21 protein-coding genes are annotated in these 26,550 nt (G+C 70.1%); 19 read left to right on the top strand and 2 right to left on the bottom strand.

What is annotated here, in order from left to right:
- The first annotated feature begins 24 nt into the window (after window positions 1–24).
- Window positions 25–5,571 (top strand): MBG domain-containing protein, encoded by a 5,547-nt coding sequence (locus DTQ71_RS15755; RefSeq protein ID WP_170125458.1) that lies wholly within the window; start codon window positions 25–27, stop codon window positions 5,569–5,571.
- Window positions 5,571–7,526, top strand: a complete 1,956-nt coding sequence (locus tag DTQ71_RS15750; protein ID WP_109565260.1) for a caspase family protein — start codon at window positions 5,571–5,573, stop codon at window positions 7,524–7,526. The genes DTQ71_RS15755 and DTQ71_RS15750 overlap by 1 nt, the downstream gene beginning before the upstream one ends.
- Before the next feature lie 44 nt (window positions 7,527–7,570).
- Here DTQ71_RS15750 and DTQ71_RS15745 read toward each other — a convergent pair whose 3' ends face one another.
- Window positions 7,571–9,010 (bottom strand): aldo/keto reductase, encoded by a 1,440-nt coding sequence (locus DTQ71_RS15745; RefSeq protein WP_109565259.1) that lies wholly within the window; start codon window positions 9,008–9,010, stop codon window positions 7,571–7,573.
- Window positions 9,011–9,081: 71 nt separating this feature from the next.
- Here DTQ71_RS15745 and DTQ71_RS15740 point away from each other — a divergent pair, with 71 nt between their 5' ends.
- The 14 genes from DTQ71_RS15740 (at window position 9,082) to DTQ71_RS15675 (ending at window position 23,038) form a co-directional block, all read left to right on the top strand.
- A complete protein-coding gene (locus DTQ71_RS15740; RefSeq protein ID WP_109565258.1) occupies window positions 9,082–9,432 on the top strand; it encodes a TIGR04076 family protein in 351 nt (116 codons plus the stop codon).
- Window positions 9,417–10,475, top strand: coding sequence for an aldo/keto reductase (locus DTQ71_RS15735; RefSeq protein WP_109565257.1), 1,059 nt, complete (start codon window positions 9,417–9,419; stop codon window positions 10,473–10,475). Before DTQ71_RS15740 ends, DTQ71_RS15735 begins: the two co-directional genes overlap by 16 nt.
- Window positions 10,468–11,235, top strand: coding sequence for an ABC transporter ATP-binding protein (locus tag DTQ71_RS15730; RefSeq protein WP_245947587.1), 768 nt, complete (start codon window positions 10,468–10,470; stop codon window positions 11,233–11,235). Before DTQ71_RS15735 ends, DTQ71_RS15730 begins: the two co-directional genes overlap by 8 nt.
- Window positions 11,228–11,953 (top strand): ABC transporter ATP-binding protein, encoded by a 726-nt coding sequence (locus DTQ71_RS15725; RefSeq protein WP_109565255.1) that lies wholly within the window; start codon window positions 11,228–11,230, stop codon window positions 11,951–11,953. The genes DTQ71_RS15730 and DTQ71_RS15725 overlap by 8 nt, the downstream gene beginning before the upstream one ends.
- On the top strand, window positions 11,950–12,864 hold the full coding sequence (locus DTQ71_RS15720) for a branched-chain amino acid ABC transporter permease (protein WP_109565254.1): 915 nt from the start codon (window positions 11,950–11,952) through the stop codon (window positions 12,862–12,864). Before DTQ71_RS15725 ends, DTQ71_RS15720 begins: the two co-directional genes overlap by 4 nt.
- Window positions 12,861–13,814: a branched-chain amino acid ABC transporter permease gene (locus DTQ71_RS15715; RefSeq protein WP_109565253.1), complete on the top strand. Its 954-nt coding sequence runs from the start codon at window positions 12,861–12,863 to the stop codon at window positions 13,812–13,814. The genes DTQ71_RS15720 and DTQ71_RS15715 overlap by 4 nt, the downstream gene beginning before the upstream one ends.
- Window positions 13,811–15,076: an ABC transporter substrate-binding protein gene (locus tag DTQ71_RS15710; RefSeq protein ID WP_109565252.1), complete on the top strand. Its 1,266-nt coding sequence runs from the start codon at window positions 13,811–13,813 to the stop codon at window positions 15,074–15,076. The genes DTQ71_RS15715 and DTQ71_RS15710 overlap by 4 nt, the downstream gene beginning before the upstream one ends.
- 108 nt (window positions 15,077–15,184) lie before the next feature.
- Complete coding sequence (locus DTQ71_RS15705) at window positions 15,185–16,072, top strand: LysR family transcriptional regulator (protein ID WP_109565251.1); 888 nt, start codon at window positions 15,185–15,187, stop codon at window positions 16,070–16,072.
- 93 nt (window positions 16,073–16,165) lie between these two features.
- Window positions 16,166–16,996, top strand: coding sequence for a putative hydro-lyase (locus tag DTQ71_RS15700; RefSeq protein WP_407066411.1), 831 nt, complete (start codon window positions 16,166–16,168; stop codon window positions 16,994–16,996).
- Window positions 16,996–18,027, top strand: coding sequence for a TRAP transporter substrate-binding protein (locus DTQ71_RS15695; protein ID WP_407066409.1), 1,032 nt, complete (start codon window positions 16,996–16,998; stop codon window positions 18,025–18,027). Before DTQ71_RS15700 ends, DTQ71_RS15695 begins: the two co-directional genes overlap by 1 nt.
- 27 nt (window positions 18,028–18,054) lie before the next feature.
- Entirely contained in the window at window positions 18,055–18,600 is a 546-nt protein-coding gene (locus DTQ71_RS15690; protein ID WP_342768133.1) for a TRAP transporter small permease subunit, read from the top strand.
- Window positions 18,597–19,880 carry a TRAP transporter large permease gene (locus DTQ71_RS15685; RefSeq protein ID WP_109565247.1) on the top strand — a complete coding sequence of 428 codons (1,284 nt, stop codon included), beginning with the start codon at window positions 18,597–18,599 and terminating at the stop codon, window positions 19,878–19,880. Before DTQ71_RS15690 ends, DTQ71_RS15685 begins: the two co-directional genes overlap by 4 nt.
- A gap of 243 nt (window positions 19,881–20,123) precedes the next feature.
- The gene (locus tag DTQ71_RS15680) at window positions 20,124–21,029 is read left to right on the top strand and encodes a polysaccharide deacetylase family protein (RefSeq protein ID WP_109565246.1); all 906 of its coding nucleotides are present in this window, start codon (window positions 20,124–20,126) and stop codon (window positions 21,027–21,029) included.
- Window positions 21,029–23,038: a molybdopterin-containing oxidoreductase family protein gene (locus DTQ71_RS15675; protein ID WP_109565245.1), complete on the top strand. Its 2,010-nt coding sequence runs from the start codon at window positions 21,029–21,031 to the stop codon at window positions 23,036–23,038. Before DTQ71_RS15680 ends, DTQ71_RS15675 begins: the two co-directional genes overlap by 1 nt.
- A gap of 148 nt (window positions 23,039–23,186) precedes the next feature.
- On the opposite strand, the gene DTQ71_RS15670 is transcribed toward DTQ71_RS15675, so the two are convergent.
- A complete protein-coding gene (locus DTQ71_RS15670; RefSeq protein ID WP_109565330.1) occupies window positions 23,187–23,639 on the bottom strand; it encodes an NUDIX domain-containing protein in 453 nt (150 codons plus the stop codon).
- 141 nt (window positions 23,640–23,780) lie between these two features.
- Here DTQ71_RS15670 and hslO point away from each other — a divergent pair, with 141 nt between their 5' ends.
- Genes hslO through DTQ71_RS15655 form a run of 3 tightly spaced genes read left to right on the top strand, consistent with a single transcriptional unit; the run spans window position 23,781 to window position 26,488 of the window.
- Window positions 23,781–24,791: an Hsp33 family molecular chaperone HslO gene (gene hslO, locus DTQ71_RS15665; RefSeq protein ID WP_109565244.1), complete on the top strand. Its 1,011-nt coding sequence runs from the start codon at window positions 23,781–23,783 to the stop codon at window positions 24,789–24,791.
- Window positions 24,781–25,365, top strand: a complete 585-nt coding sequence (locus DTQ71_RS15660; RefSeq protein ID WP_109565243.1) for an NUDIX hydrolase — start codon at window positions 24,781–24,783, stop codon at window positions 25,363–25,365. The genes hslO and DTQ71_RS15660 overlap by 11 nt, the downstream gene beginning before the upstream one ends.
- Window positions 25,352–26,488, top strand: a complete 1,137-nt coding sequence (locus tag DTQ71_RS15655) for a CCA tRNA nucleotidyltransferase (protein ID WP_109565242.1) — start codon at window positions 25,352–25,354, stop codon at window positions 26,486–26,488. Before DTQ71_RS15660 ends, DTQ71_RS15655 begins: the two co-directional genes overlap by 14 nt.
- Window positions 26,489–26,550: the final 62 nt, after the last annotated feature.

Below are 26,550 nucleotides of genomic sequence, written 5' to 3'. Positions count from 1 at the left end.
GCGCGGCTGCGCGCGCTCCTGCTGATGTCGGTCGCGCTGATGCCGGGCGCGGCCCTGGCCCAGGGCGCGCTGCCGACCGGTGGCCGCGTGGCGGCGGGCGACGTCACGATCGGGTCCGCGTCGGGCGGGGCGCTCGGGATCACCCAGAGGTCCAATTCCGCGATCATCAACTGGGACGGTTTCTCGGTTGGCCAGGGCAACCGCGTCGATATCGCCCAGCCCGGCAGCGGGAGCGCGATCCTGAACCGGGTGACGGGCCCGGGCGGCAGCGCGATCCACGGGCAAATCAACGCCCCCGGCCGCGTTTTCGTGGTCAACCCCAACGGTATCTTCATCGGGCCGACGGGGCAGGTGAACACGGGCGGCGGCTTCGTCGCCTCGACCCTGGACATCACGGACGAGAATTTCAGCCGCGGGCAGTTGGACTTCGAGGGCAATGGCGCCTCTGCCGGGGTGACCAATGCCGGCACGATCACCGTTGGTCGCGGCGGCTACGCCGCGCTGCTCGGCGGCCGGGTCGACAACCGGGGCACGGTTTCGGTGCCGTTGGGCCAGATCGGCTTCGGCGCGGGCGAGCGGGTGACGCTGGACCTGTCGGGCGACGGCTTCCTGCAAGTCGCGATCCCCTCGGCCGGGGATGGCGATCCCTCGGCGCTCATCAAGAACTCCGGCACGGTCAGCGCCGATGGCGGCCGCATCGAGATGTCGGCGGCCACCGCCCGCAACGCGGTGCGCAACGCGATCAACCTGTCCGGCACCGCCGAGGCGCGCTCGGTCCAGAAGATCGGCGGACAAATCGTGCTGGGCGGCGGCGAAGGCGGCCGCGTGACGGTCTCGGGGCAGGCCACGACCCGCGACGCGCCGGCCACGCGCCAGCGTCAGGTGGCGGCTCTGCCGGTCAGCGAGCGGCCCGCGGCGCGGCCCGCCGTGATCGAGGTCTCGGGCGAGACGCTGGCCTTCTTCGGTGCCACGCTCGACGTCAGCGGCGAGAGCGCGGGCTCGATCCGCCTTGGCGGCGAGGCGGGCGGAGGCGGCACTTTGCTGCGCGCCAAGCGCGTCAGCGCGGACGCGGAGACCACCGTCCGCGCCGATGGCCTGAACGGCGGCGATGGCGGCTCCATCGTGTTCTGGTCCGACGAAGGGACCGACGTGGCGGCCACGCTCTCGGCCACGGCCGGGCCCGAGGGTGGCGATGGGGGCTTCATCGAGGTCTCCGCAAGCGAGGGCCTCAGCTGGAGCGGTTCCGCTGACACCCGCGCGCCGTCGGGCGAGTGGGGCCTGCTGCTGCTCGACCCGGTCAACATCACCGTTCCGGGCGACGTCGACCCGGCGACCATCCAAGCGGATCTCGCGACGACCAACGTGACGCTCTCGACCTTCGATTCGATCGAGACCAGTGCCGGCGACATCACGCTAAACGCCAACATTTCCTGGACGGCGCCAACCACGCTTTCGTTCGAGGCCGACAACAACATCGCGATCAACGCGAATGTCTCGGCGATCAACGGCACGTTCCGCATGGTGGCGGACGGCGACATCAGCTTCGGCTTCGGCACGATCACCGATGTCTCGTCGCTCGTGCTTCAGGCGGCTGGGAACGTGAACGTCGTCGGCGGCACCGTGTTCGAGCGCAACGGCGGCTCCGGCTCGGTCTCGGTCGGCGGCACCTTCAATTTCGATGGAAGCTGGACGCAGGAGGGCACGCTCTCGCCGTTCTTCGCGCAGGACTTCCAGTTCAACCCCACCGGCACCTTCCTGCGCACCGAGGGCGGCAGCGGAAGCGCGACGGATCCTTACGTGATCACCGATGTCTACGGGTTGCAGGCTCTGGCCGGGAACACGCTGCGGAGCCGCAATTTCCGGCTGGGCGGCGATATCGATGCGTCGGGCACCGCGAACTGGAATGTCGGCCGGGGGCTGACGGCGGGGCCGGGCGGGTTCCTGCCCATCGGCAATACCGAGCTGAGCTTCGTCGGCACCCTGGATGGCGGCGGGGCCGTCATCTCCGGTCTGACGTCCAGCTTCCCGGAAGCCGGGCTATTCGGGCAACTCAACGGGGCCGTTGTCACGTCTCTCGGTCTCGCAGGCGCGAATATCGAGGGTGCGCAGAACGTCGGCGGCCTGGCGGCTATCGCGCTTGGCTCCACGATCGCGGATGTCGCGATCGACGCGGCCAGCATCGTCAGCGGCCTGGACGCCAGCGCTGTCGGAGGCGTGGTGGGCCTCGCGTCCAATACCGATCTGACCGGCATCCGGTCCACCGCGACTGTCTTCGCATCCGAGCCCTTCCTGAACGATCTCGATGTCGGAGGGGTTGTCGGTTCCATCACGGGCGGCGTCGTTCAGGACGCGACAGCCGAAGGGGTGATCCTGGTCTCCAGCACTGTTCCCGAAGGGGATCTCTCCACCATCGGTGTCGTCAATCAGGTCGGCGGCATCGCGGGGTTTTCAGACGGCATCGTCGAGGATGTGGCGACGAGCGCCCTGATCGACGTGACGTCGAACCGGCTGGGCGCGACCTTCGTCGGCGGCCTGGTGGGCGCCAATGAGGGGACGGTCGGCATCGCCTCGGCGGCGGGGAACGTGGCGGCCGGCAATGTCGACGTCCTGACGGTGGACGCCTCGACCGCCTATGTCGGCGGCGCCATCGGTTGGAACATCCCGCTCGCCACTGCGAGCGCCATTTCTTCGCGGGCGACTGTCGCCGCCACGGGGGCGTCGGAAGGCGGCGTGGGCGGTCTGGTTGGCTGGAACGAAGGGGACATCCTGAATTCCGAGGCGACGGGAACTGTCAACTTTACCTATGCTGGCGGCGCGGCCTCCTTCGGTCCGGGGGTCGGCGGCTTCGCCGGCCTCTCCCAGGGGGGGACGTTCACGCGGACGGCCGCGCGGGGCGACGTCTCAGCCACCGGGATCGCCGTCGATCTGGGAGGGCACACCGGCCACGCCACCAACTCGGCATTCTTGGACAGCTACAGCTCCGGCAATCTCTCGGCCGATTCCGGCGGCGCGATCGGGGGCTTCGTGGGCCTCGCCTCCGCCTCCGAGCTGGTCAACGTCTTCGCGACCGGCGCCGTCGTCCCCGGGGGCAGCGGCGGCCCGACCCGCGGTCTGATCGGTGAGAACGGGCTCGACCCCTTCAACCCAGACACGATCGTGACCGCCGGCTTCTTCGACCAGGAGCGGACCGGACAATTCCCGGCCATCGCTGGAGAAGAAGGGTTCTACGGCGAGGCCGTCACCACCAACGAGCTGCGCGACACGGTGGGTTTCCAGTCCCGTTCTGGCTGGGATTTCTTTTCGACCTGGGCACCCGGTGAGGCGGGCCACGACCCGGCGCTCTATGCCATAGATCCGGTCCTCTTCGCCCAACTCGACCCCATCACACTCCAGTACGGTGACACGCCGTCAGCGGCCGGCACCGTTTACGAAGGGCTGCCGGGTCCTGCCTACGTGTTCTCCACCGACACGCTCATCTTCGGGCCGGGGACGTTCACACCCGTCCTCCCATCGAATGATGTCGGAACGGGCACCTACGCGTTGGCCGAAAACAGCATTACGGCCGTCAGATTCGCCCCCGATGGGACCACCTCGCCCGGGACAACCTACCGTCTCGTCCAACAGCCCGCCGGCTACGAGATCACCCCCGCGCCGCTCTTGGTGACGGCGCTGGATCAGACCAAGACCTACGGCGTGCCCTTCACCTTCGACGGCACCGAGATCTCGGTGACAGGTTTGCTGTTCAGCGACACGGTGGACAGCGCCACTCTGGCGAGCGCCGGGGCGGTGGACACCGCGCCGGTCGGCTTCGAGTCGATCGTCCCGAGCGCGGCGCAAGGCACGGGGCTCCAGAACTACGATATCTCCTATCTGAACGGTCTGCTCGAAGTGACCCCCGCCCCGCTGACGGTGACGGCGCTGGATCAGAGCAAGACCTATGGCGAGACGCTGAGCTTCGCCGGGACGGAGATCTCGACGACGGGCCTGCTGTTCACGGACACGGTAGACAGCGCGACGCTGGCGAGCGCCGGAGCGGTGGACACCGCGCCGGTGGGGACGTCGGCGATCACGGTGAGCGACGCGCAGGGCACGGGCCTGACGAACTACGCGATCACCTACGCCCCGGGCGTGCTGGACGTGCAGCCGGCCCCGCTGACGGTGACGGCGCTGGATCAGAGCAAGACCTATGGCGAGACGCTGAGCTTCGCCGGGACCGAGTTCTCGACGACGGGCCTGCTGTTCACGGACACGGTAGACAGCGCGACGCTGGCGAGCGCCGGAGCGGTGGACACCGCGCCGGTGGGGACGTCGGCGATCACGGTGAGCGACGCGCAGGGCACGGGCCTGACGAACTACGCGATCACCTACGCCCCGGGCGTGCTGGACGTGACCCCCGCGCCGCTGACGATCTTCGCGGGAGAAGGGGTCAAGACCTATGGCGATCGCGTCACCACGTCTGGCGCGATCAGGGACGCCGACGGCAATCCGATCCTGCAGCCCCGGCGTATGGTCGAGGCCATCGGCCTGCGCCTCGACGACACCGTTACGCAGGCCACGCTGCGCAGCGATGGGTCGAGCCGTCAGGCGGGGGTCGGCAGTTACGATGTCATCGCCAGCAACGCGCAGGGCACCGGGCTCGAAAACTACGACATCACCTATCAGACGGGCACGCTGGAGGTCGTGGCCCGCGGGCTGACGATCACCGCTCGGGATGCGACTAAGACCGAGGGCGAGACCCTCACCTTCGCCGGGACGGAGTTCGACTCGACGGGTCTCACGCCCTTCGACGAGATCACGGGCGTCACGCTCGGCAGTCTCGGCGCGCCCGCGGACGCCTTGGTCGCCGATAGCCCCTTTGCCATCACGGTCAGCGATCCGGTCGGGACCGGCCTCGCGAACTACGACATCACCCTGGTTCCGGGCACGCTGGTGGTCGAGGATCGCGTGATCGACGGGCCGCAGCCGCCCACGCAGGGCGAGACCATCGACCGGCCGCCGGTGACGGTGAACATCTCCTTCGCCAACCCGCAGGACGATCTGCCGCCCGAGATCGTGGGCGGTGGGACCGCGGCCACGGTGACGGGCGGATCCGTGGCGGAGACGGAGCAGACGCTTCAGGCCATCGACGGGATCGCCTCCGCGTTGCAGGTCGCGGCGCAGGCCTGCGCCGGAACGGCGGGCGACGTGTCGCGCTATCTCGCCTGCCTGTCCGACTCCCTCGACAGCTTCGCCAATGAGCTCGACCAGATCGTCACGGATCTGCCGCCGGGCCTGGAGAACGTCGCGCAGATCGTGCGGACGGCGCGGCGCGAGGTCGATGCGGCCCGCATCCGGGCCGAGGGCCGCCTGGCCGCCGCCACCAGCGATGCCGAGCGCGAGGCGATCCGCCGCGAAGCGGTCGGCGCGGCCCTGGGCGCCATCGACACGGCGGCCGAGGAGATCCGCAAATCGATCGAACTGGTCCGCGCCGAGGATCCCGAACTGGCCGCCTTCCAGGCCAGCGCCACGACCCGGATCGCGAATGCGGTCGACAGCGTCGGCATCGAGTTGAGCCGCGCCGTGGGTCTTTGATGCGGGCAGGCGTTGCGCTCGTGCTCGCGATCGCGACCGCACTTTGGGGCGGCGCGGTCCGGGCGGAGACACGGGTCGCCCTGGTGATCGGGAATTCCGAATACGAAGCGATCCCGTCGCTGCGGAATCCGGAGAACGACGCGCTCGACATCGCCATCGCGCTGGAGGGGCTGGGTTTCGAAGTGCTGCTCGGGACCGATCTGGACCGGCAGGGCATGATCGACACGGCGGAGGATTTCGCCCGGGCGGCCAGCACGGCTGATATCGCGATGCTCTATTATGCGGGGCATGGCTTTCAGGCCGACGGGCAGAACTACCTGATCCCGACGGATGCCCGGATCACGCGGGCCGAGGATGTCCGGCCGGAGACCCTGCCGCTGACGATTTTCCTGGACGCGCTGCGCGCCGCGCCGGGGGCGCGGCTGGTGTTCCTGGATGCGTGCCGGGACGATCCCTTCGGCGGCGCCGTGGCGGGGCCGGGGGTCAGCGACGGGCTGGCGCGGGTCGGGAATGAAGCGGACTTCCTCTTCGTCTACGCCACCCAGCCCGACAACGTGGCCTATGACGGGACGGGCCGGAACAGCTTTTTCACCGAGGCCGTCCTGAACCATCTCTACACGCCGGGCCAGGATGTGGACGACATGATGATCTCGGTCCGCCGAGACGTGCTGGCCGCCACCGGCGGGCGGCAGATCCCGTTCAACAATTCCTCGCTGACGGAGCGCGTGATCTTCGACCAGAGCCCGGTGACCGCGACCGAGGAGACGCTGCTCTTTCAGGTGGCCGCGCAGGCGGAGGAGCCGTCGCTGCTGCAACTCTATCTCGACCGCTACCCCGAGGGCGACCACGCCGCGGATGCGCGGGCGGCCATCGAAGGCGCCTTTGCCGGGGCAGGGGGCACGCGGGCGATCGGGCCGGAGGACGACGCGATCCAGGCCGACCGGCTCTGGGCGCTGGCGCGTCGCACCCGGATGCGGACGCTGCTGACCTACTACCTGGAGCGGTTCCCCGACGGGGCCCGCGCCGAGGAGGCGCGGCGGCTTCTGGATCTCGCGCCCGAGCCCGACCAGACATCGCCCGGGCCTCTCTGCGAACGGCTGGCGACCCATCCGAACGACGCGACCGCTAGCACCCCCGGCGTCCCGTTCGAGCGGCTGCGGCAGAACGCGATCCCGGCGATCCAGGCCTGCGCGGCGGCGCGGACCATCGCGCCGGATCTGCCGCATTACGTCGCGCTGCTGGCGCGGGCGACCGCGGCCTCGGGCGATCTGCCGCGGGCGGTGACGCTCTATGGCGAGGCGGCAGCCCAGGGCGATCTGCGCGCGATGGTGAGCCTGGCGCAGCTGATGGAGCAGGGCATCGGCATGCCCGCCGACCCGCAGGGTGCGCTGGCGCTCGTCCAGGAAGCGGCGGAGCGCGGGAGCCCGGACGCGATGCTGAACCTCGCCGTGGCGCTCTTCAACGGGGAGGGCGTCGCGCCGGATCCCGACCGCGCCGTCGATCTGCTGCGGCGGGCGGCGGACCTGGGCTCGGGGGGCGCGATCCACAATCTTGGCGTCTTCGCCGAACGGGGCGTGATCGATACGCCCGAGGCGGCGCTCGACTATTTCGTGCGGGCCGCGCGGGCGGGGGAATCGACGGGCTATCGCTCCGCCGCGATCGTGCTGGATGAGGGCCGCGGGGTCCCCCGCGACCCCGAGCGCGCGGCCGACATGCTGCTGCGCGCCGTCGCCGAGGACAGCGGGCAGACGCTGCGGGAACTCACCGGCCGCGTCGGCGGCCGGGTCGAGGATTGGAACCGGGACACGCTGGCCGCGGTCCAGGCGCGGCTGGCGGCGGCGGGCCATTACCGCGCGGTCATCGATGGCCTGCCGGGCCCGTCCATGACGGCCGCGCTGGAGACCTGGCGCAGCGGCGGGTTCGATGCGGAGGTGCTGGGGCCGCTCGACGGCTAGGGACCGGCGCGCGGGGCCTTGCCCCAGTGGCATCCTCCGACGCGTCAGCCCGCGACGATGGCCTCCGCCTCGATCTCCACCAGATGTTCGCCGATGGGCGGGGCGGTGACCAGGGTGTTCACGGGGCGCCACTCGCCCACGGCGCGGCCATGGGCGCGGGAGATCGCTTCGACATCGGCCCCTTCGGCCACGTAGATCCGCGTGCGCACGATGTCGGAGGCCGCGCCGCCCAAGGCCTCCACCGCGCCGATGATGCGGTCGAGAATGAAGGTCGTCTGCGCGCCCGCATCCCCCACCGCCACGGCCCGCCCGACGCCGGCCGTGGCTGTCGTCCCCGAGACAAGGATGCGGTCGCCGATCCGCTGCGCCCGCGCATAGCCCGCGATGTCCTCCCAGGCGGTGCCGGTCGAAACGCGCTCTGCGCCCGGCCGATGCGGCACGGGCTGGGGCGGATGCGCGGGGGGCAGGGCGTCCAGATGGTGGCTCAGATCGCCCGAGGCGGTCAGGAAGGGCGGGCGGCGGTATTCGTCGCCGCAATCGCCCGGGATCGGCGTCGTGGCGGCGAAGGCGGCGTCCAGTCGCGCGTGATCCTCGGCGTCCAGCGCGAAGGAGAAGAGGCGCGCGTTGTCTGCGCGATGCTCCGACTCGCCGAGCCGCGCGCCGACGATGACGCCCGCGACATGGGTTTGCTCCAGCACCCAGCGCGTCGCCACGTTGGCGATCGAGACGCCGTGGCGCCGGGCGATGGCGTCGGCGGCGCGCAGAACGCCCTGGAAGGCGTCCCAGCCGCCCGCGGCTTGGATGAAGCGCAGATACTTCATCTTGGACCAGTCCTCGGGGGAGGGCTCCGGGGCGTTCAGCCACCGCTCCGAGAGGAAGCCGCCGCAGAGCGTGCCATAGGCCAGGAGCTTGATGTCATGGGCGGCGCAGACTTCGGCCAGCGGCCCGGCGGCGCGCCGGTCGATCAGGCTGAACGAGACCTGGTTGCTGACCAGCGGCACCCCGTCGGCGGCGGCGAGCCGCAGATGCGCCGCGTCGAAATTGGTCACGCCGATCTCGCCGATCTGACCCTCGGCGCGCAGCGCCGCCATCTCGTGCAAGGCATCCAGCCAGGCCGGGTGCGAAAAGCTCCACCAGTGGAATTGCAGCAGGTCCACGCGGGAGACGCCCAGCCGGTTCAACCGCTCCTGCACGCCCGCGCGCACGACCTCCGGCGTCATCGGCCCCGGCGGGGGGCACCATTTGGTGAAGGCGCGCGCGGGCACGCCGCGGGCCAGCAGTCGACCGGCCACGATCTCGGCGCTGCCGTAATGGTCGGCCATGTCGAACGTGTCGAAGCCCGCCTCCGCATAGGCGGCCAGCGCATCCGCGCCCGCCTCCGGGTCCAGGGGCGCCGACCGCTCCATATCCGCGATCTGCCACAGGCCGGTCAGAATGCGCGAGATTTCCAGGCCGCCGGGCAGGGTGGTGCGGTCAGGCGTCATGGGAGGCCCCTTCTGGTCTTGACGATCCCCACCGTTACCCGTTGGCTGCGCGCACGGCAACGAGGGGGGCCATGTCCGAATTCGAACTCTACGATCTGCGCGTCGAGACGGTTCTCGATGGTCGCACTCCGGTCTGCCGCCATATCGAAGGAGAGAGCTTTCGGGTCGAGGGCGAGACGCTGGTCTTCCCCGAGGGCGCGCGCGTTTCGATGTATGCGCTGGCCGCGCTGCTGCCGCTTTTGCCGGCCAAGCAGCGGCCCACCGACCCGGCCGACTGGATGAGCACCGACGCCGAGGTCGCCTGCCCCGATCCCCATTGTGGCGGCCGGTTCCGCGTGACCCGCGTCGGCAAGCGCCGCTTCACCCATGACGCAACGACCGGCCTGCCCGGCGAAAGGGGGACCCCATGGTGGCAGAGCTAGCGCCGGGCCACACCATCAGCCGCGTGATCCGGGGCGGCTGGCAGCTGGCGGGCGACCATGGCGCGGTCGACCGCGCGCAGGCCATCGCCGACATGGAGCGGTTCGTCGAGGCGGGCGTGACCACCTTCGACTGCGCCGACATCTATACCGGCGTGGAGGAGATGATTGGCGACTTTCTTGCCGACCTGCGCCCCCGCCGCCCGGACCTGGCTGACAAGCTGGTGGTGCATACGAAATTCGTGCCCGATCTGGCGCTCTTGCCCGAGCTGAGCGCGCGCGACGTCGAGGCGATCATCGACCGCTCGCGCGACCGGCTGCGTGTCGACCGGCTCGATCTCGTCCAGTTCTACTGGTGGGACATGTCGCTGGGCGACCCGGCGCGGGGGCTGGAGCCGCTGTTGGAGCTGCGGGAGAAGGGCAAGATCCGCAATCTGGGCGTCACCAACTGGGATATCGAGGACACACGGCGCTTCACCGAGGCAGGCTTTCCACTGGTCTCGGCGCAGGTGCAGTATTCGGTGCTCGACCGGCGGCCCGAGAATGGCTACGCGGAATGGTGCGCGGGGCAGGGGATCCAGCTTCTGTGCTACGGCACGCTGGCGGGCGGGTTTCTCACCGAGAAATGGCTTGGCGCGCCCGATCCCGGCTTCTCCTTCGAGAACCGCAGCCTCGTGAAGTACCGCCTCATCATCGACGAATTCGGTCCCTGGGAGCGCTTCCAGCGCCTTTTGGCCGCGCTCGCCGCGGTCGGCGCCCGCCATGGCGCGTCGCTGTCCTCGGTGGCGACGGCCTGGGCGCTGGACCGGCCCAACGTCGCGGCCGCCATTGTCGGGGCGCGCTATGCCCGCCATCTGCCCAAGACGCTGGAGGCAATGGAGCTGCGCCTGACCGACGCGGACCGCGCCGAGATCGGCGCTGTCCTGGCCGAGGCCGAAGGACCGAACGGCCCAGTCTTCGGGCTGGAGCGGGACCGGTCGGGCCGCCACGGACGGATCATGAAATACAACCTCAACGCCGATCCGAATGCGGGGCTCGGTGGCTGAGGCGCTGGGCATCGTGGGTCTCACGCGCCGGTTCGGCGCGCTCCGGGCGGTGGACGGGGTCGACCTGTCCGTCGAACGGGGGACGATGACCGGCCTGATCGGACCGAACGGCGCGGGCAAGTCGACCCTCTTCAACCTGCTGACCGGGACACTGCGCCCCGATGCCGGGACCGTCACGCTGATGGGGCAGGACGTGACGCGGATGCGTCCCGAGGCGCGCTTCGCCGCAGGGCTTGGCCGGACGTTTCAGATCCCGCGCCCCTTCGCGCGGATGTCGGTGCTGGACAACGTGATGACCGCGCCCACGGCGCAGCTGGGCGAGCGGCTCTGGGGCCCGTTCCTGCGGCCCCGCGCGGTCGCCGCACAGGAAGCGCGGCTCAGGGCGCGCGCGATGGAGGTGCTGGATTTCGTTACGCTGGCGCCGCTGGCCCAACATCCGGCGGGTAAGCTTTCGGGCGGGCAGACCAAGCTGCTCGAACTGGCGCGCGTCCTGATGGGGGAGCCCTCGGTCATCCTGCTGGACGAACCGGCGGCGGGGGTGAACCCGGCGTTGACCGAGCTGCTGATCGGCAAGATCGAGGAGTTGAACCGTGGCGGGACCACCTTCGTCATCATCGAGCACGATATGGACCTGGTGATGCGCCACTGCGCGCCCATCGTGGCGCTGGCCGAGGGACGCGTCGTGTTCCAGGGCAGCGCGGCCGAAGCGCAGTCGAACCAGGTGCTGATCGACGCCTATCTGGGGGGCGTCCATGCCTGAGGCGCTGCGTCTGTCGGGGCTGGTGGCGGGATACCGTCCCGACCTGCCCATCCTGCGAGGCATCGATCTGGCGCTGGAGCCGGGCGGCATGACCGCCGTGGTCGGCCCGAACGGGGCGGGCAAGTCGACCCTCATCAAGGCCATCGCCGGGCTGGTCCCGATCTCGGGCGGGACCGTCACGCGCGGCGGCGCCGATATCACCGGCCTGCGCCCCGACCGGATGGCCGAGCACGGCATGGCCTATGTGCCGCAGACCGATAACGTCTTCCGGGGGCTGACGATACGGGAGAACCTGGACCTCGCGCTCCGCCGTGCCGGCCGCGCCGCGCCCGAGCGGCTGGCTCGCTTGCAGGCGATGTTCCCGATGCTGGCCGACAAGGCCGATATCCGGGGCGGCGCGCTCTCGGGTGGGCAGCGGCAGATGCTGGCCGTCGCGATGGCGCTGGCCACGGAGCCGTCCCTGGTGATGCTGGACGAGCCCTCGGCCGGACTCGCCCCTAACATCACCGCCGACGTGCTGGCCATGGCGCGCCGCCTGACCGAGGACGGCACCACCGTCCTGCTGGTGGAGCAAAACGTGAAACAGGCCCTGGCCCTGGCCGACCGCTGCATCGTCCTGGCCGAGGGCCGGATCGAGGCCGACGGCCCGGCGACGGAACTGCGCGAGGGCACGACCCTGGCCGAGATCTTCCTGGGCGCGAGGCGACGCGTCGCATGATCCAGCATCTGATCGACGGCGTGCTGGTGGGCGCGATCATTTCGCTTGGTGCGATCGGCCTCACGATGGTGATGCACATCCTTCGCTTCGCCAACTTTTCCCATGCGGAATTGCTCTCGGTCGGGGCCTATGCCGCCTTCGTGCTGGGGCCACTGATCGCCGGGCTGTCGGGCGCGCTGGAGGCGGGGATCGGGCCGCTCTCGCTCAGCTGGGCGGTCGCCTTGGCGGTTCCGTTGGCGATGGCGATCACCGGAGCCACCGCTGTCCTGCTCGACCGGATCGTCTTCCAACGCGTCCGCGCCAAGGGGGGCGAGCTGTCCATGGTCTTCGCCTCCTTCGGCGTGGCGCTGGTGATGCGCAACGTGATCGGGCTGATCTTCGGCCTCTCGCCGCATCTCTACAGCCGCGACATCGCCTTCGCACAGATCATCTCCTACGATCCGCTGATCATGGTGAAGCCCGATCAGGTCGCCGTGCTGGTCCTCGCGCTGATCCTGATGTTGGCGCTGCATCTGCTGCTGTCACGCACGACCTTCGGCTATTCCCTGCGAGCGGTGGCCGAGAACCCGGACTTGGCTCAAGTGACGGGCGTCGATCTCAAGGCCGCCATCCGCGCCGTCTGGCTGATCGGCGGCGCGCTGGCGGCGGCGGCGGGCGTGTTCTACGGGCTGACCAACCAAATCATCCCGGTGATGGGCCGCGATCTCGTCCTGCCGATCTTCGCCGCGACCATCGCGGGCGGCATCGGCAGCGTCTACGGCGCGGTGCTGGGCGGCTTTCTGGTGGGCATCGCGGGGAACCTGGCGCTGCTGGTTCTGCCGCCGGGCTACACGCCGTCGCTGCCCTTCGTCATCATCATCGCCGTCCTGTTGCTCCGGCCGCATGGCCTGTTCGGAGAGGCGCGGGCATGATCGGGGTGATCTCCTATCTGGTGTTCTTCGCCACCGTCGCCTCGATTCTGGCCATCGCGGTGCTGGGGCTGAACCTGCATTGGGGCTATACGGGCCTCTTCAACGGGGGCGTGGTCGCCTTTTTCGGTGCGGGCGCCTATGGGACGCTGATGCTGGGCGGCGCGCCGCAGCCGCATCTGGGGGGCTTCGAGTGGCCCTGGATCTTCGCCTTGATTGGAGGGGTGGCGGCTGCCGCTGTCCTGGCCTGGATCGTCGGGCTGCTGACCTTGCGGCTGCGCCACGACTATCTCGCCATCGCGACCTTCGGCGTGGCCGTGGCCTTCGAGAACACGATGCGCAACGCCCAAGGTTTCGCCGGCGGCGCGCAGGGCATTCGCGGCTTCGAGCGGCCCTTCCGAGAGTTCGCGGGCAACGGGCTGGGCTGGAACCTGCTTTATCTGGCACTGGTGCTGGTGGCGCTGGTGGCCACTTATCTTTTCCTCGAACGCCTCGCCCGCGCGCCCTTCGGCCGCCTGCTCCGCGCCATCCGCGAGGACGAGGAGGCAGCGCGGTCCCTCGGCAAGTCGCCCGCCCGCATCCGCCTGACTTCCTTCGTGACCGGCTCGGCGATCATGGGGCTGGCGGGCGGGCTCTATGGCACGTTCTACGCCTTCGTCAGCCCGCAGGATGTGCTGCCTATCCTGACGTTCCAGATCTGGGCCATGCTGATCGTGGGGGGCGCGGGCAACAACCGGGGCGCGGTGGCGGGCGCGTTTCTGATCTGGGGCGCGTGGACGGCATCGGGCTGGGGCCTGTCGCGCTTCGCGCCCGTCGACTGGCAACTCTATGCAGGATCGATCCAATGGGTTCTCATCGGATCCGTGATCGTCGGCATGCTGATGTGGCGGCCCGAAGGGCTGTTTCCGGAACGGGTCGGCGAAGACCGGCCTCAAACAGGGAGAACGACATGAAGAAACTGCTTCTTGGGGGCGCGGCCCTCATGGCGCTGAGCGTGGGCTTTACCGGCGTAACTACCGGCTCCGCCCAGGCCCAGCAATGCACCACCAAGATCGGCGCGGTGCTGCCCACCTCGGTCGATTGGGGCCGGCCCATCGCCGAGGTCGCGCAATTCGCCGTCGATCAGGTGAACGCGGCGGGCGGCGCCGGCGGGTGCCAGATCGAGATGGTGCTGCGCGACACGCAGGTCGACCCGAAGGTCGGCGTCGACGCGGCCCGCGCCCTGGTCGATCTGGACGGGGTCGAAGTGCTGCTGGGCGCCGTGTCCTCGGGCGTGTCGATGCCGATCCTGACCTCGGTCACGGTGCCCTCCGAGACGATGATGATGTCCTGCTGCTCGTCCTCGACGGCCTTCACCAATCTCGCTGAACAGGGCGAGACCAAGGGCCTCTTCTTCCGCACCTTCGCCACGACCGGCGTGCAGGCCGCCGTCGGCGCCAAGGTCGCGGCCGACCAGGGCTGGGGCAAGGTCGCGATCCTCTACAAGAACGACGATTGGGGTCAGGACATGGCCCGCATCATCGCGGCCGATTTCGCCGAGGCGGGGGTCGAGGTGACCGGGTCGGTCGCGCTCAACGACGCGCAGCCCTCCTACCGGGCCGAGGTGGCGCAGGCGCTCTCGGGCCAGCCCGACGCGATCTACCTCGCGCTCTACCCGGCCGAGGGCACGATGGCCGTGCGCGAATGGATCGGCCTGGGCGGCACCCAGAACATGATCATGGCGAACTCGCTCAAGTCCGATGAGTTCAAGGAGAACGTCGGCCTGCAATATCTGGCCCACGCCTACGGCACCGACACCGCGAGCCCCCGGGCCGAGAGCGCGGATGCCTTCGTGGAGGCTTACCGCGCCCGCTTCGAGGCGGAGCCGACGGGGCCGGGCCTCGCCAACAGCTATGACGCCGCGATGCTGGCGCTGCTCGCCATGGAGGCTGCTGGTGAGGGTGCCACGGGGCCGCAGATCGCCGCCGCCATCCCGCGCGTGACCGACCCGGAGGGCACGCCGATCACCGCCGACACCGCCGGGTTCGCACAGGCCAAGGAGGTTCTCGCCGGGGGCGGGACCGTCATGTATCAGGGCGCGACCGGCAATGTGCGCTTCGACGCCAATGGCGACGTGAGCGCCCCCGCGGTTATCTGGAAATTCGGCGAGTCGACGATCGAAGAGGTGCAATATCTCCCTCTCGAAGAGGTCAACGCCATCATGTCCGACGGCTGACCCGCGGTGCGCCGCCCCCGCGCGGGGCGGCGCGTTCCCGTCCGGTCGATCCGGTCCGGCGCGCCCCCGCGCGTGCGGCCAAGGGACCGCCGGGCGAGACCTCGTCCCATGACGCTGGACCAGATCAGGACCTTCCTCTGGGTCGCCCGGCTGGGCGGCGTCCGCCGGGCGGCGGCGCGGCTGAACCTGTCGCAACCGGCGGTCTCCTCTCGCATCGCGACGCTGGAGGACCACCTCCGCACCCCGCTCTTCGAACGCCGCCCCGGCGGCCTGATCCCGACCCGCGCGGGCCGGTCGCTTTTGGCCTATGCCGAGCAGATGCTCTTCGTGGAGGAAGAGATCCGCCGCCAGGTGGCCGACCGCGAAGGGGTCACCGGTCTCTTCCGCATCGGCGCCTCCGAGACCGTCGCCCAAAGCTGGCTGCCGGCCTTCATGAAAGCCTTCGCCGACACCTTTCCGCAGGTGACGCTGGACCTGACCGTCGATATTTCGCTGAACCTGCGGGCGACGCTGCTGGAGCGGGGGCTGGACCTGGCCTTTCTGATGGGGCCGATCTCCGAGTTCACCGTGCAGAACCGACCGCTGCCGCGCTTCGACCTGCATTGGTACAAGGCGGCGTCCATGGAGGAGGTCGATCTGACCCGCGTGCCCGTCATCTCCTATGCGCGCCAGACCCGGCCCCATCGGGAACTGACCGAGGCGCTGGCGCGGAAGGTCGGACCGCGGGCGCGCGTCTATTCCTCCGCGTCCCTCTCGGCGAGCCTCGCGATGATCGCCGAGGGGGTGGCCGTCGGCCCCTATCCGGAAGTCATCGCCCGCCGCGCTCTGGACGCGGGCCGGATCGCCCGGTTCGATCCGGGCGTGCCCTGCGCGCCCTTGGTGTTCACCGCGTCCTGGCTGGCGGACCCGCGCAACCATCTGGCCGAGACAGGGGCCGAGATCGCGGAGGCCGTGGCTCGCGATTGGGACCGAGCGAGCCGAGATGATCAAGTCTGACGATCACTTTCGATCCGAAATGAAAATTAGCATGGATGTATGAGAACTGTCAGTGTGAGGGAAACTGTGACAGGATCTGTCCCGATGGCCAAAATGCTGACCCATGCCGAAGCCGCCCTGCTGAGCGCGCCCGAGATTCGCCGCGCCATCCGTGCCGGTCGCTACGACAGGCACACGGCGGGGCTGGCCGCGGGCAAGCTGCAATGCAACCTCGCCATCCTGCCCGCGCGCTATGCCGACGATTTCCTGGAGTTCTGCGACCGCAACCCGCGCCCCTGCCCGGTGGTCGGCGTCTCGCGCCCCGGCGCGACCGGCATCCCGGAACTGGCCGAGGATCTCGACATCCGCCGCGACGTGCCCCGTTACCGCGTCTTCCGCGACGGAGCCCTCGCCGAGGAGCGGACCGAGATCGCAAGCCTCTGGCAGGACGATCTGGTGACGGTGGCGCTAGGCTGCTCCTTCACCTTCGAGAACGCTTTTCTGGCCGCCGGCATCCCCGTCCGCCATATCGAGATGGACCGCACCGTGCCGATGTATCGGACGACGCTGGCGCTCGATCCCGCGGGCCCGTTCCACGGCACCATGGTCGTCACCATGCGCCCGATCCCCGAGGGCCGGGTGGAAGAGGCGCGCCGCATCTCCGCCGCTTTCCCCCACGCCCACGGCGCGCCGCTGGCGCAGGGCGATCCGGCCGCGCTGGGGATCGCCGATCTGGACGCGCCCGACTGGGGCGAGCCGGTCGAGATCCGCGCCGGCGAGGTGCCGCTCTATTGGGCCTGCGGCGTCACGCCCCAGAACGTGCTGCGCGACGCGGGCCTTCCCCTTTGCATCACCCATGCACCCGGTCACATGCTGATCGCGGATGTGGCCGAGGACGTTCAGCCGTCCCCGGCGAACTATAAGATCCAACACGGAGACACCTGATGAAGTCCCTTCGCCTTCTCGCCGCCTGCACCGCTCTCGTGGCGCCCGCCGCCCTCCATGCCGAGACCCTCGCCGTCGTCGGCAGCTGGTCGGGCCTGCCGCTGCACAAACAATACGAAGCCCCGTTCTGGTCCGAGACCCTGCCCGCCGCCGTCGAGGGCGTCGAAGTCGAACTGACCACCCATGACCAGATGAGCCTCGGCCTGGGCGACATCTATCCGCTGCTTGGGCAGGGCGTCTACGACGTGGCGATGACCGTCGCCGACTATGCCGTCGCCGACGCGCCGGAGCTGGAAGGCCTGGACGTGCCGCTGATCGCGACCACTGCCGACGAGGCCCGCGCGATGGTCGAGGCCGCGCGGCCCATGGTCGAGGATATCTACCGCGACCGCTTCAACTCCAAGGTCCTGGCCATCGCGCCCTATCCGCCGCAGGTCGTGTTCTGCAACGCCGAGATCGCCGGGCTGGAAGACCTGGAGGGCCTCAAGGTCCGCGCCTCCGGCCGCATGACCGCCAAGCTCCTGGAGGCGCTGGGCGCCGAGGGCGTCAACGTCTCCTTCTCGGAGGTGCCGGGCGCGCTTCAGAACGGGGTCGTGGACTGTGCCGTGACTGGCGCGGGCTCGGGCTATTCGGCCGGATGGTGGGAGGTGTCGACCCACCTGCTGCCGATCCCGCTGGGCGGCTGGGACTCGGTCGTCACCGCCATGAACCTCGACCGCTGGAACAGCCTGAGCGCCGAGATGCAGGAGGCGATTCAGACCGCCGTGACCGAAGAGTTCGAGGCGCCCGCCTGGGCTTCGGCGCAGACCGCGCTGGTCGACGACATCGCCTGCCTGACCGGCAACGGCGACTGCCCCGCTGGCGAGGCGCGCAACATGACCCTGGTCGAGGCCTCCGAGGCGGACGCGACCAAGGCGCGCGAGATCCTGGTGGGCGAGGTTCTGCCGGAATGGGCCGAGCGGGCCGGCGGCGACTGGGCCGAGCGCTGGAATGCCAGCGTCGGCCAGGTCGTCGGCGTCACGATCGAGTAAGCACCAAGGGGGCGCGGGACGATGGAGATGATCTGGATCGCGCGGCTGCGCCGGCTTAATGCCGGGATCGCGGTCGCCACGGGCGCGGTGCTGCTGGCCTGCGCGGCGTTCGTTCTCATCGATATCGTCCTGCGCGGCCTCGGTCTGCCGTCGCTTGGCGGCACCGAGGAAATCGCGGGCTATGTCATGGCGGTCGCGACCGCCTGGGGCATGTCCTATGCGCTGCTTGAGCTGGGGCATGTCCGCATCGACCTCCTGCGCGCCCGGGGCGGCGCGCGGGTCCGCGCGGCGCTCGACGTGCTCTCGATGGCGATCCTGTCGGCCACGGTCGTGTTCATCGCGATCAAGGCTTGGCCGGTGGTTGAACGCTCCATCACGATGGGCAGCCGCGCGAACACCCCGTTGGAGACGCCGCTGGCCTGGGCGCAAGTCCCGTGGTTCGCGGGCTGGGTCTGGTTCGCGGCGATGGCCTGCCTGCTGACGGCCCTCTCCGCCTCGCTGGTCCTGCGCGGCCGTCTGGACGAGGCAGAAGCCGCCATCGGCGCCTTCGCCGAAGCGGACACTCTCAAATGATCGGCGCGGTCGGAGCGGGGCTGCTGGGCCTCCTGGCGCTGTCGATCCCCGTCGGGATCGTGCTGTTCCTGCTGGGCTTCGGGGTGGACACGTTCTTCTCCTCGTTCCCGCTCAGCCGGGGCCTGGGCAACATGGTCTGGTCCTCGTCCAACTACGCCACCCTGATCGCGATCCCGTTCTTCGTTCTGCTGGGCGAGATCCTGGTCCGCTCCGGCGTGGCGGGCCGCACCTATGCGGCGCTCGACCGTTGGGTCAGCTGGCTGCCGGGCGGGCTGGTCCATGCCAATATCGCGACGGCGACGATGTTCTCGGCGACCTCCGGCTCGTCGGTCGCGACCGCCGCCACCGTGGCCACCGTCGCCATGCCCCAGGCCGAGAAGCTGGGCTACGACCCCAAGCTCTTCTCCGGCGCCATCGCGGCGGGGGGCACGCTGGGCATCATGATCCCGCCCTCGATCAACCTGATCGTCTACGGTTTCCTGACCCAAAGCTCGATCCCGCAGCTGTTCCTGGCGGGGCTGATCCCCGGCCTCGCCCTGGCGCTGGCCTTCATGGCGGTCACCGCGCTGATTTGCGCGGTCCGTCCCGAACTGGGCGGGCAGCAGCGCACCTTCCCGCTGGCGCTGATGCTGCGCGGCCTGATCGACCTGGCGCCGATCCTGGTCCTGTTCGGTCTGATCGTCGGCTCCATCTATCGCGGTTGGGCCACGCCGACAGAGGCGGCGGCGGTGGGCGTGGCCGGCGCCCTGCTCATCGCGGCCTTCTTCCGCGGGCTCAGCCTGGAGATGATCCGGCTCAGCCTCTTGGGCACGGTCAAGATCACGGCGATGATCATGCTGATCGTCCTCGGCGCGTCCTTCCTCAACTTCACCCTCGCCTCGGCGGGCCTCGGCCGCGAGATCAACGCCTTCCTGGAGGGGCTGGGCCTCGGCCCCCTCGGCACGATCCTCGTGGTGGTCGTCCTCTATATCGTGCTGGGCTTCTTCATCGAGACGCTGTCGCTGATGGTTGTCACGATCCCGATCGTCGTTCCGATCGTGCTGGCGCAGGGCTACGACCCGATCTGGTTCGGCATCCTGATGATCGTGCTGGTCGAGATGGCCCTGATTACGCCGCCTGTCGGGTTGAACCTCTATGTCGTGCAGGGCGCGCGGAAGACCGGGAAGATCGGCGAGGTGATGTTGGGTGTCATTCCGTTCGCGCTGATCATGCTGGCTATGGCCTTCGCGCTGATCGCCTTCCCGCAAATCGCGCTGTGGCTGCCGGGAGCGCTGAACTGACCCACCGGGCACGCGCCTCTCCCGGATCGGGCCGAAAGCGTCGCGCCTCCCTGCCTTCTTCTGGCAGAAAATACTCCGGGGTCCGGGGCGGAGCCCCGGTTTCGGGACCGGGCGACAGGTCCAAGGCGGGGAGGCGTCGAGATCCGCCCCAGCGAATGCCCCAATTCCAGGCAGGCCGCCGCTCCCGGCTTCCGCCCGGCCCCGCCCGTGCTAGGTTCCGCTCCGACCTGATCCGGAGCCCCCATGTCCGACCCCACCCCGCCCGCACTCCGCCACCATGGCCGCTTCGCCTATCGCGCCATCACCGACCGGCCCGATTACGACTGGCCCGATGGGCGTCGCCTGGCCGTCTATCTCGGTCTCAACCTTGAGCATTTCGCCTGGGGCGAGGGGCTAGGGGCGGAGCTGGCCCCGGGCGGGCCGCAGCCGGACGTGCTGAACTACGCCTGGCGGGATTACGGCAACCGCGTGGGCGCCTGGCGGATGCTGGAGCTGTTCGACGCCTTGGACCTGCCCGCCAGCATCCTCGCCAACAGCGCGATGTATGCTCATGCGCCCGAGCTGATGGCCGCCTTCCGCGCGCGTGGCGACGAGATCGTGGGCCATGGGCGTACCAACGCGGAGCGCCAGAGTGTGCTGGACCGCGCCGCCGAGGCCGCCCTGATCGCCGAGTCCACCGCGGTGCTCCGCGCCGCCGAAGGCGTGGCGCCGCAAGGCTGGCTCTCCCCCTGGATCGCCGAGTCGGAGCACACGCCCGACCTGCTGGCCGAGGCCGGCTACGGCTATACGCTCAACTGGTGCATGGACGATCAGCCGATCTGGATGGAGACCACGGGCGGGCGCCTGCTCTCGATCCCCTATCCGCAGGAGGCGAACGACATCCCCTCCATCGTCGCGCGTAAGGACGGGGCGGGGTATTTCGCCGACATGATCATCGACAATTTCGACGAGATGCGGGCGCAATCCCGGGGGCAGCCCCTGGTCATGGGCATTGCCCTGCACCCCTATCTCGTCGGCCAGCCCTACCGTCTGCGCCACCTGCGCCGGGCGCTGACCCATATCGCGGCGCATCGCGACGAGATCTGGCTCTGCCGCGCGGGCGAGATCCACAGCTACTGCCGGAACGTGATCTCCGACCGGGTGGTTTGATGCCCGTAACCCGCACCATGTGCCCGATGAACTGCCACCCGACCGCCTGCGGGATGGAGGTCACGGTCGAGGGCGACCGCGTGACCATCGTCGGTGACGAGAGCAACCCGGACAGCCAGGGCTTCCTCTGCATGCGGGGCCGGGCGGCGCATGGGCTGGTGGGCAACCCGGACCGGCTGCTGACGCCGCTGGTGCGCGAGACTCGGTCCGGGCCCTGGCGGGAGGTTGGCTGGGACGCCGCGCTGGACCGGATCGCCGAGGCGATGGAACGGGTCGGACCCCAGGCGGTGGGCGTCTGGCAGGGCCATGGCAACATGGCCAACGATTACGGCGTCAGCCTGAAGCGCGGGCAGATGGAGCGCTTTGCCAATCTCTACGGCTGCCACCACTGGAACTCCGCCATGGTCTGCTGGGGGCTGGGGGCGTTCGGGCTGGGGATCACGGGGGCCATCGAGACCAACTTCAAGGAGGATCTGGGCGATAATTCCGACTACGTGATCCTCTGGGGCGCCAACACGGTCAGCCAGGCCCATACGCTGCGCGAGGTCGAGCGGGCCAAGCGGCGCGGCGCGCGGATCGTCGTGATCGACGTGCGCCGGACCGAGGCGGGGGCGCTGGCCGACGAGGTTCTGCTGGTGCGGCCGGGGACGGATGCGGCGCTGGCCCTGGCGATGATGCATGTGATCGTGGGCGAGGGGCTCCAGGATGCGGCGTATGTCGCCGCCCATACGGTCGGTTTCGACGCGCTGGCCGATCACCTGCGGCCCTTCACGCCCGAATGGGGCGCCGCGCGGACCGGCCTCCCGCCCGAGCGGATCGTGGCCTTGGCCCGCGACTATGCGGCGGCGGCGCCGGCGATGATCGTCCTGGGCGGCTCCTCGATCCACAAGGGCGAGAACGGCTGGCACGCGGCGCGCGCCATCGGCTGCCTGCCCGCGCTGACGGGGCAGTTTGGGCGGCCCGGCGGCGGGATCGGCCCGCGCCACGGGGCGCGCAGCCACGGGGCGGGCTTTGCCGACCTCTCTGCGCCCGAGCGCCGCACCGCGCCGCTGATCCCCAACCAGATGGAGGCCATCCTGGAGGCGTTGGAGAGCGGCGCGGTCAAGGCCTTCATCTCCATCGGCTCCAACCTGCTGTCCTCCTTCCCCGACACGACCCGGGTGCGGCGGGCGTTGGCCCGGGCGGAGTTGGTTGTGGCCTATGACCTGTTCGAGAACCAGACCATCCGGGAGGCTGCCGATATCGTCCTGCCCGGCACGATCTGGCTGGAGGAGATCGGCGTGAAGGCGACCAATGGGTGGGTCCATCTGACCGAGCCGGTGCTGCCCCCCGCCGGGCAGGCGCGCCCGGCCTATGAGATCTATACCGGGCTGGCGGCGCGGTTGGGCGTGGCGGATGTCTATCCCTGGCCCGATCAGGCGGCGGCCATCGACGCGGCGCTGGACCATCCCGGCACCGGCGGCGCGACCGTTGCGGGCCTGCGCGCCAATGGCGGGCGGATGCCGCTGGCCGTCTCGCCGGTGGGCCATGTCACTCAGGTCTTCGCCACGCCCTCCGGCAAGGTGGAGTTCCTGTCGGCCCGTGCCGAGACCTGGGGCCTGCCGCCGCTCCCCGTCGCGCCCGAGCCCGAGGACACCGGCCTGCGCCTCGCTCACGGGCGCAGCTTCGCGCATTTTCATTCCTTCTACGACAATGGCCGCGTCCTGCCCGCGCTCGCCGCGCGGGAGCCGGAGCCGGTGCTCTGGGTGGCGCCCGGCGATGCGGGGGCGCGCGGGCTGTCGGATGGCGATTGGGCCGAGATGTGGAACGCGCGCGGCACCTTCCGCGCGAAGTTGCGGGTCACGCCGCGCATCCCCGAGGGCACGGTCTGGATTCGCGATGGCTGGCCCGGCTTGAACGCGGTGACGGACGCGACGGCCCTCTTGCCCGAAGCGGCGCTGGACGCCTTTCCCTTTCCCGTGGGCCAGAGCAGCTTCGCGGCGCGCGTGGAGCTCCGGCCGGCGCCGTGACAGGTCTCGGACGATGCTTGGCCGCTCCGGTCATGCCACCGGAGCGGCCCCCATCCCGTGCAGGTCGAGCGGTGCCTGTATGCAGGGGTAAATCCCCATCGTGACGCCAGCTTGGCCGATGAGGGTTAAGAAAAGGTTAGCGCCGCCGTCACCCGCCGCTCAGCGCCAGCCCCCGCGACAGCCACGGCCGGTCCGCCGGGTTCCACAGCGCGCTGACGGCCTTGGTCCCGTCCATCCAGACAGCGCGATGTCCGGGTTCGACGGGCGGGCCCTGTCGCGGACCCGGCCGCCCCAGGTAGATCGTGCAGAGCTTCTCGGCGTAGAGGTCGTATTCCTCCATATAAGTGTACCGCCGATAGGCCCCCAACCGCCGGAACCCGGCGCAGCGATAGCCAGTCTCCTCCAGCACCTCGCGATGCAGCGCCGGAAGTGGCGATTCGCCCGGATCCACGCCGCCCCCGGGCAGTTGCAACTCCTGCCGCCCGGGCATCTGCTGCTCCGTCAGCAGCACCCGCCCGCGATGCACCAGCACCGCATAGGCGCCTGGGCGCAGGCGATAGGCGACGTCGCGGCGCGGGGCCTCCCCGTGGCGTGCGAGCATGGCGGCCATGACCTCCTGGACGATTGCGGGGCTTGGAGAGCCGTCCGCGCCCCCCTATATGGCCCCGGTATCGCACCGGCCCCGGGCCGGACAAGACTCCCATGCCGGCCCCTCGGGCCGGACAAGCAGGGAAACCCCGCCATGACCGAGACTGCCACCACCCTTCTGTGGGACGACACCGTGTTGCCCTTCCAGCTCGACGCCTCCGACATCCGGGGCCGCGTCGCGCGCCTGGACGGCGTGCTGGAGCAGGTGCTGGCCCAGCACGACTACCCCCCGGCGATCGAGGCGCTGGTGGCCGAGATGGCGTTGCTGACGGCCCTGATCGGCCAGACCATCGACCTGCGCTGGAAGCTGTCGCTGCAAGTCCGCGGCGACGGGCCCGCCCGCCTGATCGCCACCGACTATTACGGCCCCACCAAGGAGGGCGCGCCCGCCCGGATCCGCGCCTATGCCTCCTTCGACCAGGACCGGCAGGCGGAGATGACGGTCGGCGGCGCCACGCCGTTCGAGTTGATCGGCAAGGGCTATTTCGCCGTGCTCCTCGATCAGGGCGAGGGCACCGTGCCCTATCAGGGGATCACGCCGATCGCCGGCGGCGGGCTGGCCAACTGTGCCGAGACCTATTTCGCCCAGTCCGAGCAGCTTCCGACCCGCTTCGCGCTGGCCTTCGGCCGCTCCACCCTGCCCGGTCAGGGGGAACGGTGGCGCGCCGGTGGGGTGATGCTACAGCACATGCCCAAGAAGGGGATGCATGTCAGCGCCGAGGGCTCGGGCGAGGGCGGGTTGCTCACTGCCGCCGACGTGCTGGACGCCGACGAGGGCGAGAACTGGAACCGCGCCAACATCCTGCTCGACACGACCGAAGAGATGGAGCTGATCGGGCCCAACCTGGCCCCCACCGACCTGCTGCTGCGCCTCTTCCACGAGGAGAGACCGCGCGTCTACGACCCGCAGCCCGTGCGCTTCGGCTGCTCCTGCGGCCCGGACAAGGTGCGCCAGTCGCTGTCGATCTATTCGGCCCGCGACATCGCCACCATGACCACTGACGAGGGGACCGTGACCGCCGATTGCCAGTTCTGCGGTGCTCATTACGTCTTCGATCCCGAGACGCTGGGCTTCGAGGCCACCAAGGACCCGCATGACGCCTGACGCCCTTCGCGCCGCGCTGGAGCCCTCCGGCGCGGCGTCTTCCGATTTCGACCTGAACCCCGACGTGATCCTGCCCGGGCGGCGCATCCTGCGCGACGCGGCGGTTCTGGTGGCGTTCCAGGACGGACCGGAGGGCCTGCGCCTGCTGCTGACGAAGCGGTCCTCGCGCCTGCGCCATCATCCAGGACAGATCGCGTTCCCCGGCGGCAAGATGGACGCGGGCGAAACGCCCGAGCAGGCGGCGCTGCGCGAGGCGGCGGAAGAGGTCGGTCTGCCCGGCGCGCGGCTCCTCGGCCGCCTGCCCAGCCACGAGACGGTCACGGGCTTCACCGTCACGCCCGTTCTGGCGTTGGCCGCTCCCTTCGATGCCGTCCCGGAGCCGGGCGAGGTCGACGAAGTCTTCACCGTCCCCGCCGCCCATGTCCTGACCCCGGACAATTTCTCGGTCGAACGCCGCCGCTGGCGCGGCCAGTGGCGCCGCTATTATACGGTACCCTGGGGCCCCTATTACATCTGGGGCGCGACCGCGCGGATCCTGCGCGGCTTGGCGGAGCGGGTGCATGATCTCGGATGACTGGCTGACGGCGGCGCCGACCCAGGCGGTGATGGCGATGCTGGAGGCGGGCGGGCACCAGGCGCTGGCCGTGGGTGGCTGCGTCCGCAACGGCCTGCTGGGCGCGCCAGTCGCCGATATCGACATCGCCACCGACGCCCGTCCCGAGCGGGTGATGGAGCTGGCCCGTGCGGCGGGGTTGAAACCGGTCCCAACCGGCATCGACCACGGCACCGTCACGGTGGTGGCCGGCGGCGAGCCCCATGAGGTCACGACCTTTCGCCGGGACGAGGAAACCGACGGTCGCCGCGCCACCGTCGCCTTCACCGAAGCCCTGGAGGAGGACGCGGCCCGGCGCGACTTCACGATGAACGCGCTCTATGTGCAGCGCGACGGCACCGTCGTCGACCCGCTGGGCGGCCTGCCCGACCTGGAAGCGCGCCGTGTCCGCTTCATCCGCGACCCCGACGCGCGCATTCGCGAGGATTACCTGCGCATCCTGCGCTTTTTCCGCTTCACCGCCTGGTATGGCGACCCGGAGCTCGGCATCGACGCCGAAGGCCTCGCCGCCTGCGCGGAGCACGCGGAGGGCCTCGCCCGCCTGAGCGCCGAGCGCGTGGGCCACGAGATGCGCAAATTGCTGGCTGCCCCAGACCCCGCCCCCGCTGTCGCCGCGATGGCGCAGGCCGGTATTCTTGCCCGTGTCATGCCCGGGGCCGATCCGGCGGCCCTCGCACCCGCCATCCTTCTGGGCCTCTCCGACTGGATCGACCGCGCCGCCGCGCTGGGCGGCGAGACCGAGGGCTGGCGCCTGTCCCGTGCCGAGGCGCGAGAACTGGCCGCGCTCTCCGCCGCCGCCCGTGGCAGCGACCGCCCCTTTGCCCTGGGCGACCGTCTTGGCCCGCGGGGCATGGACGCCGTCCGCCTGCGCGCCGCCCTCCTGGGCGCGGCGCCCGACCCAGATGACATAACTCTGGCCGAGCGCGGCGCCGCCGCCTCCTTCCCGCTGAGGGCCGCCGACCTGATGCCCGCCCTCCAGGGGCCTGCCCTGGGCCAAGCCCTCGACCGCGCCCGCGACCTGTGGCGAGAGGCCGACGGCGCGCTCACGAAGGACGAACTGGTCGCCGCGACCTTGGACGCCTGAGACGCGTCCTTCTTTCTTCTGGCTGAAAATACTCCGGGGGGCCCGAAGGGCGGGGGCAGAGC

Source organism: Jannaschia seohaensis, from assembly GCF_900116765.1.
GTDB classification, from domain to species: Bacteria; Pseudomonadota; Alphaproteobacteria; order Rhodobacterales; family Rhodobacteraceae; genus Jannaschia; species Jannaschia seohaensis.
Note: the sequence above shows the minus strand (reverse complement) of the source record. Positions and strands in the feature narration are given on the sequence as shown.

What these genes read in the sequence shown, in the direction of transcription:
- DTQ71_RS15705 (WP_109565251.1), top strand. Translation starts at nt 15,185, where the DNA reads ATGACGCTGGACCAGATCAGGACCTTCCTCTGGGTCGCCCGGCTGGGC.
- DTQ71_RS15715 (WP_109565253.1), top strand. Translation starts at nt 12,861, where the DNA reads ATGATCGGGGTGATCTCCTATCTGGTGTTCTTCGCCACCGTCGCCTCG.
- DTQ71_RS15655 (WP_109565242.1), top strand. Translation starts at nt 25,352, where the DNA reads ATGATCTCGGATGACTGGCTGACGGCGGCGCCGACCCAGGCGGTGATG.
- DTQ71_RS15755 (WP_170125458.1), top strand. Translation starts at nt 25, where the DNA reads ATGTCGGTCGCGCTGATGCCGGGCGCGGCCCTGGCCCAGGGCGCGCTG.
- DTQ71_RS15660 (WP_109565243.1), top strand. Translation starts at nt 24,781, where the DNA reads ATGACGCCTGACGCCCTTCGCGCCGCGCTGGAGCCCTCCGGCGCGGCG.
- hslO (WP_109565244.1), top strand. Translation starts at nt 23,781, where the DNA reads ATGACCGAGACTGCCACCACCCTTCTGTGGGACGACACCGTGTTGCCC.
- DTQ71_RS15745 (WP_109565259.1), bottom strand. Translation starts at nt 9,010, where the DNA reads ATGACGCCTGACCGCACCACCCTGCCCGGCGGCCTGGAAATCTCGCGC.
- DTQ71_RS15740 (WP_109565258.1), top strand. Translation starts at nt 9,082, where the DNA reads ATGTCCGAATTCGAACTCTACGATCTGCGCGTCGAGACGGTTCTCGAT.
- DTQ71_RS15735 (WP_109565257.1), top strand. Translation starts at nt 9,417, where the DNA reads ATGGTGGCAGAGCTAGCGCCGGGCCACACCATCAGCCGCGTGATCCGG.
- DTQ71_RS15725 (WP_109565255.1), top strand. Translation starts at nt 11,228, where the DNA reads ATGCCTGAGGCGCTGCGTCTGTCGGGGCTGGTGGCGGGATACCGTCCC.
- DTQ71_RS15720 (WP_109565254.1), top strand. Translation starts at nt 11,950, where the DNA reads ATGATCCAGCATCTGATCGACGGCGTGCTGGTGGGCGCGATCATTTCG.
- DTQ71_RS15685 (WP_109565247.1), top strand. Translation starts at nt 18,597, where the DNA reads ATGATCGGCGCGGTCGGAGCGGGGCTGCTGGGCCTCCTGGCGCTGTCG.
- DTQ71_RS15700 (WP_407066411.1), top strand. Translation starts at nt 16,166, where the DNA reads ATGCTGACCCATGCCGAAGCCGCCCTGCTGAGCGCGCCCGAGATTCGC.
- DTQ71_RS15750 (WP_109565260.1), top strand. Translation starts at nt 5,571, where the DNA reads ATGCGGGCAGGCGTTGCGCTCGTGCTCGCGATCGCGACCGCACTTTGG.
- DTQ71_RS15695 (WP_407066409.1), top strand. Translation starts at nt 16,996, where the DNA reads ATGAAGTCCCTTCGCCTTCTCGCCGCCTGCACCGCTCTCGTGGCGCCC.
- DTQ71_RS15680 (WP_109565246.1), top strand. Translation starts at nt 20,124, where the DNA reads ATGTCCGACCCCACCCCGCCCGCACTCCGCCACCATGGCCGCTTCGCC.
- DTQ71_RS15670 (WP_109565330.1), bottom strand. Translation starts at nt 23,639, where the DNA reads ATGCTCGCACGCCACGGGGAGGCCCCGCGCCGCGACGTCGCCTATCGC.
- DTQ71_RS15675 (WP_109565245.1), top strand. Translation starts at nt 21,029, where the DNA reads ATGCCCGTAACCCGCACCATGTGCCCGATGAACTGCCACCCGACCGCC.
- DTQ71_RS15710 (WP_109565252.1), top strand. Translation starts at nt 13,811, where the DNA reads ATGAAGAAACTGCTTCTTGGGGGCGCGGCCCTCATGGCGCTGAGCGTG.
- DTQ71_RS15690 (WP_342768133.1), top strand. Translation starts at nt 18,055, where the DNA reads ATGATCTGGATCGCGCGGCTGCGCCGGCTTAATGCCGGGATCGCGGTC.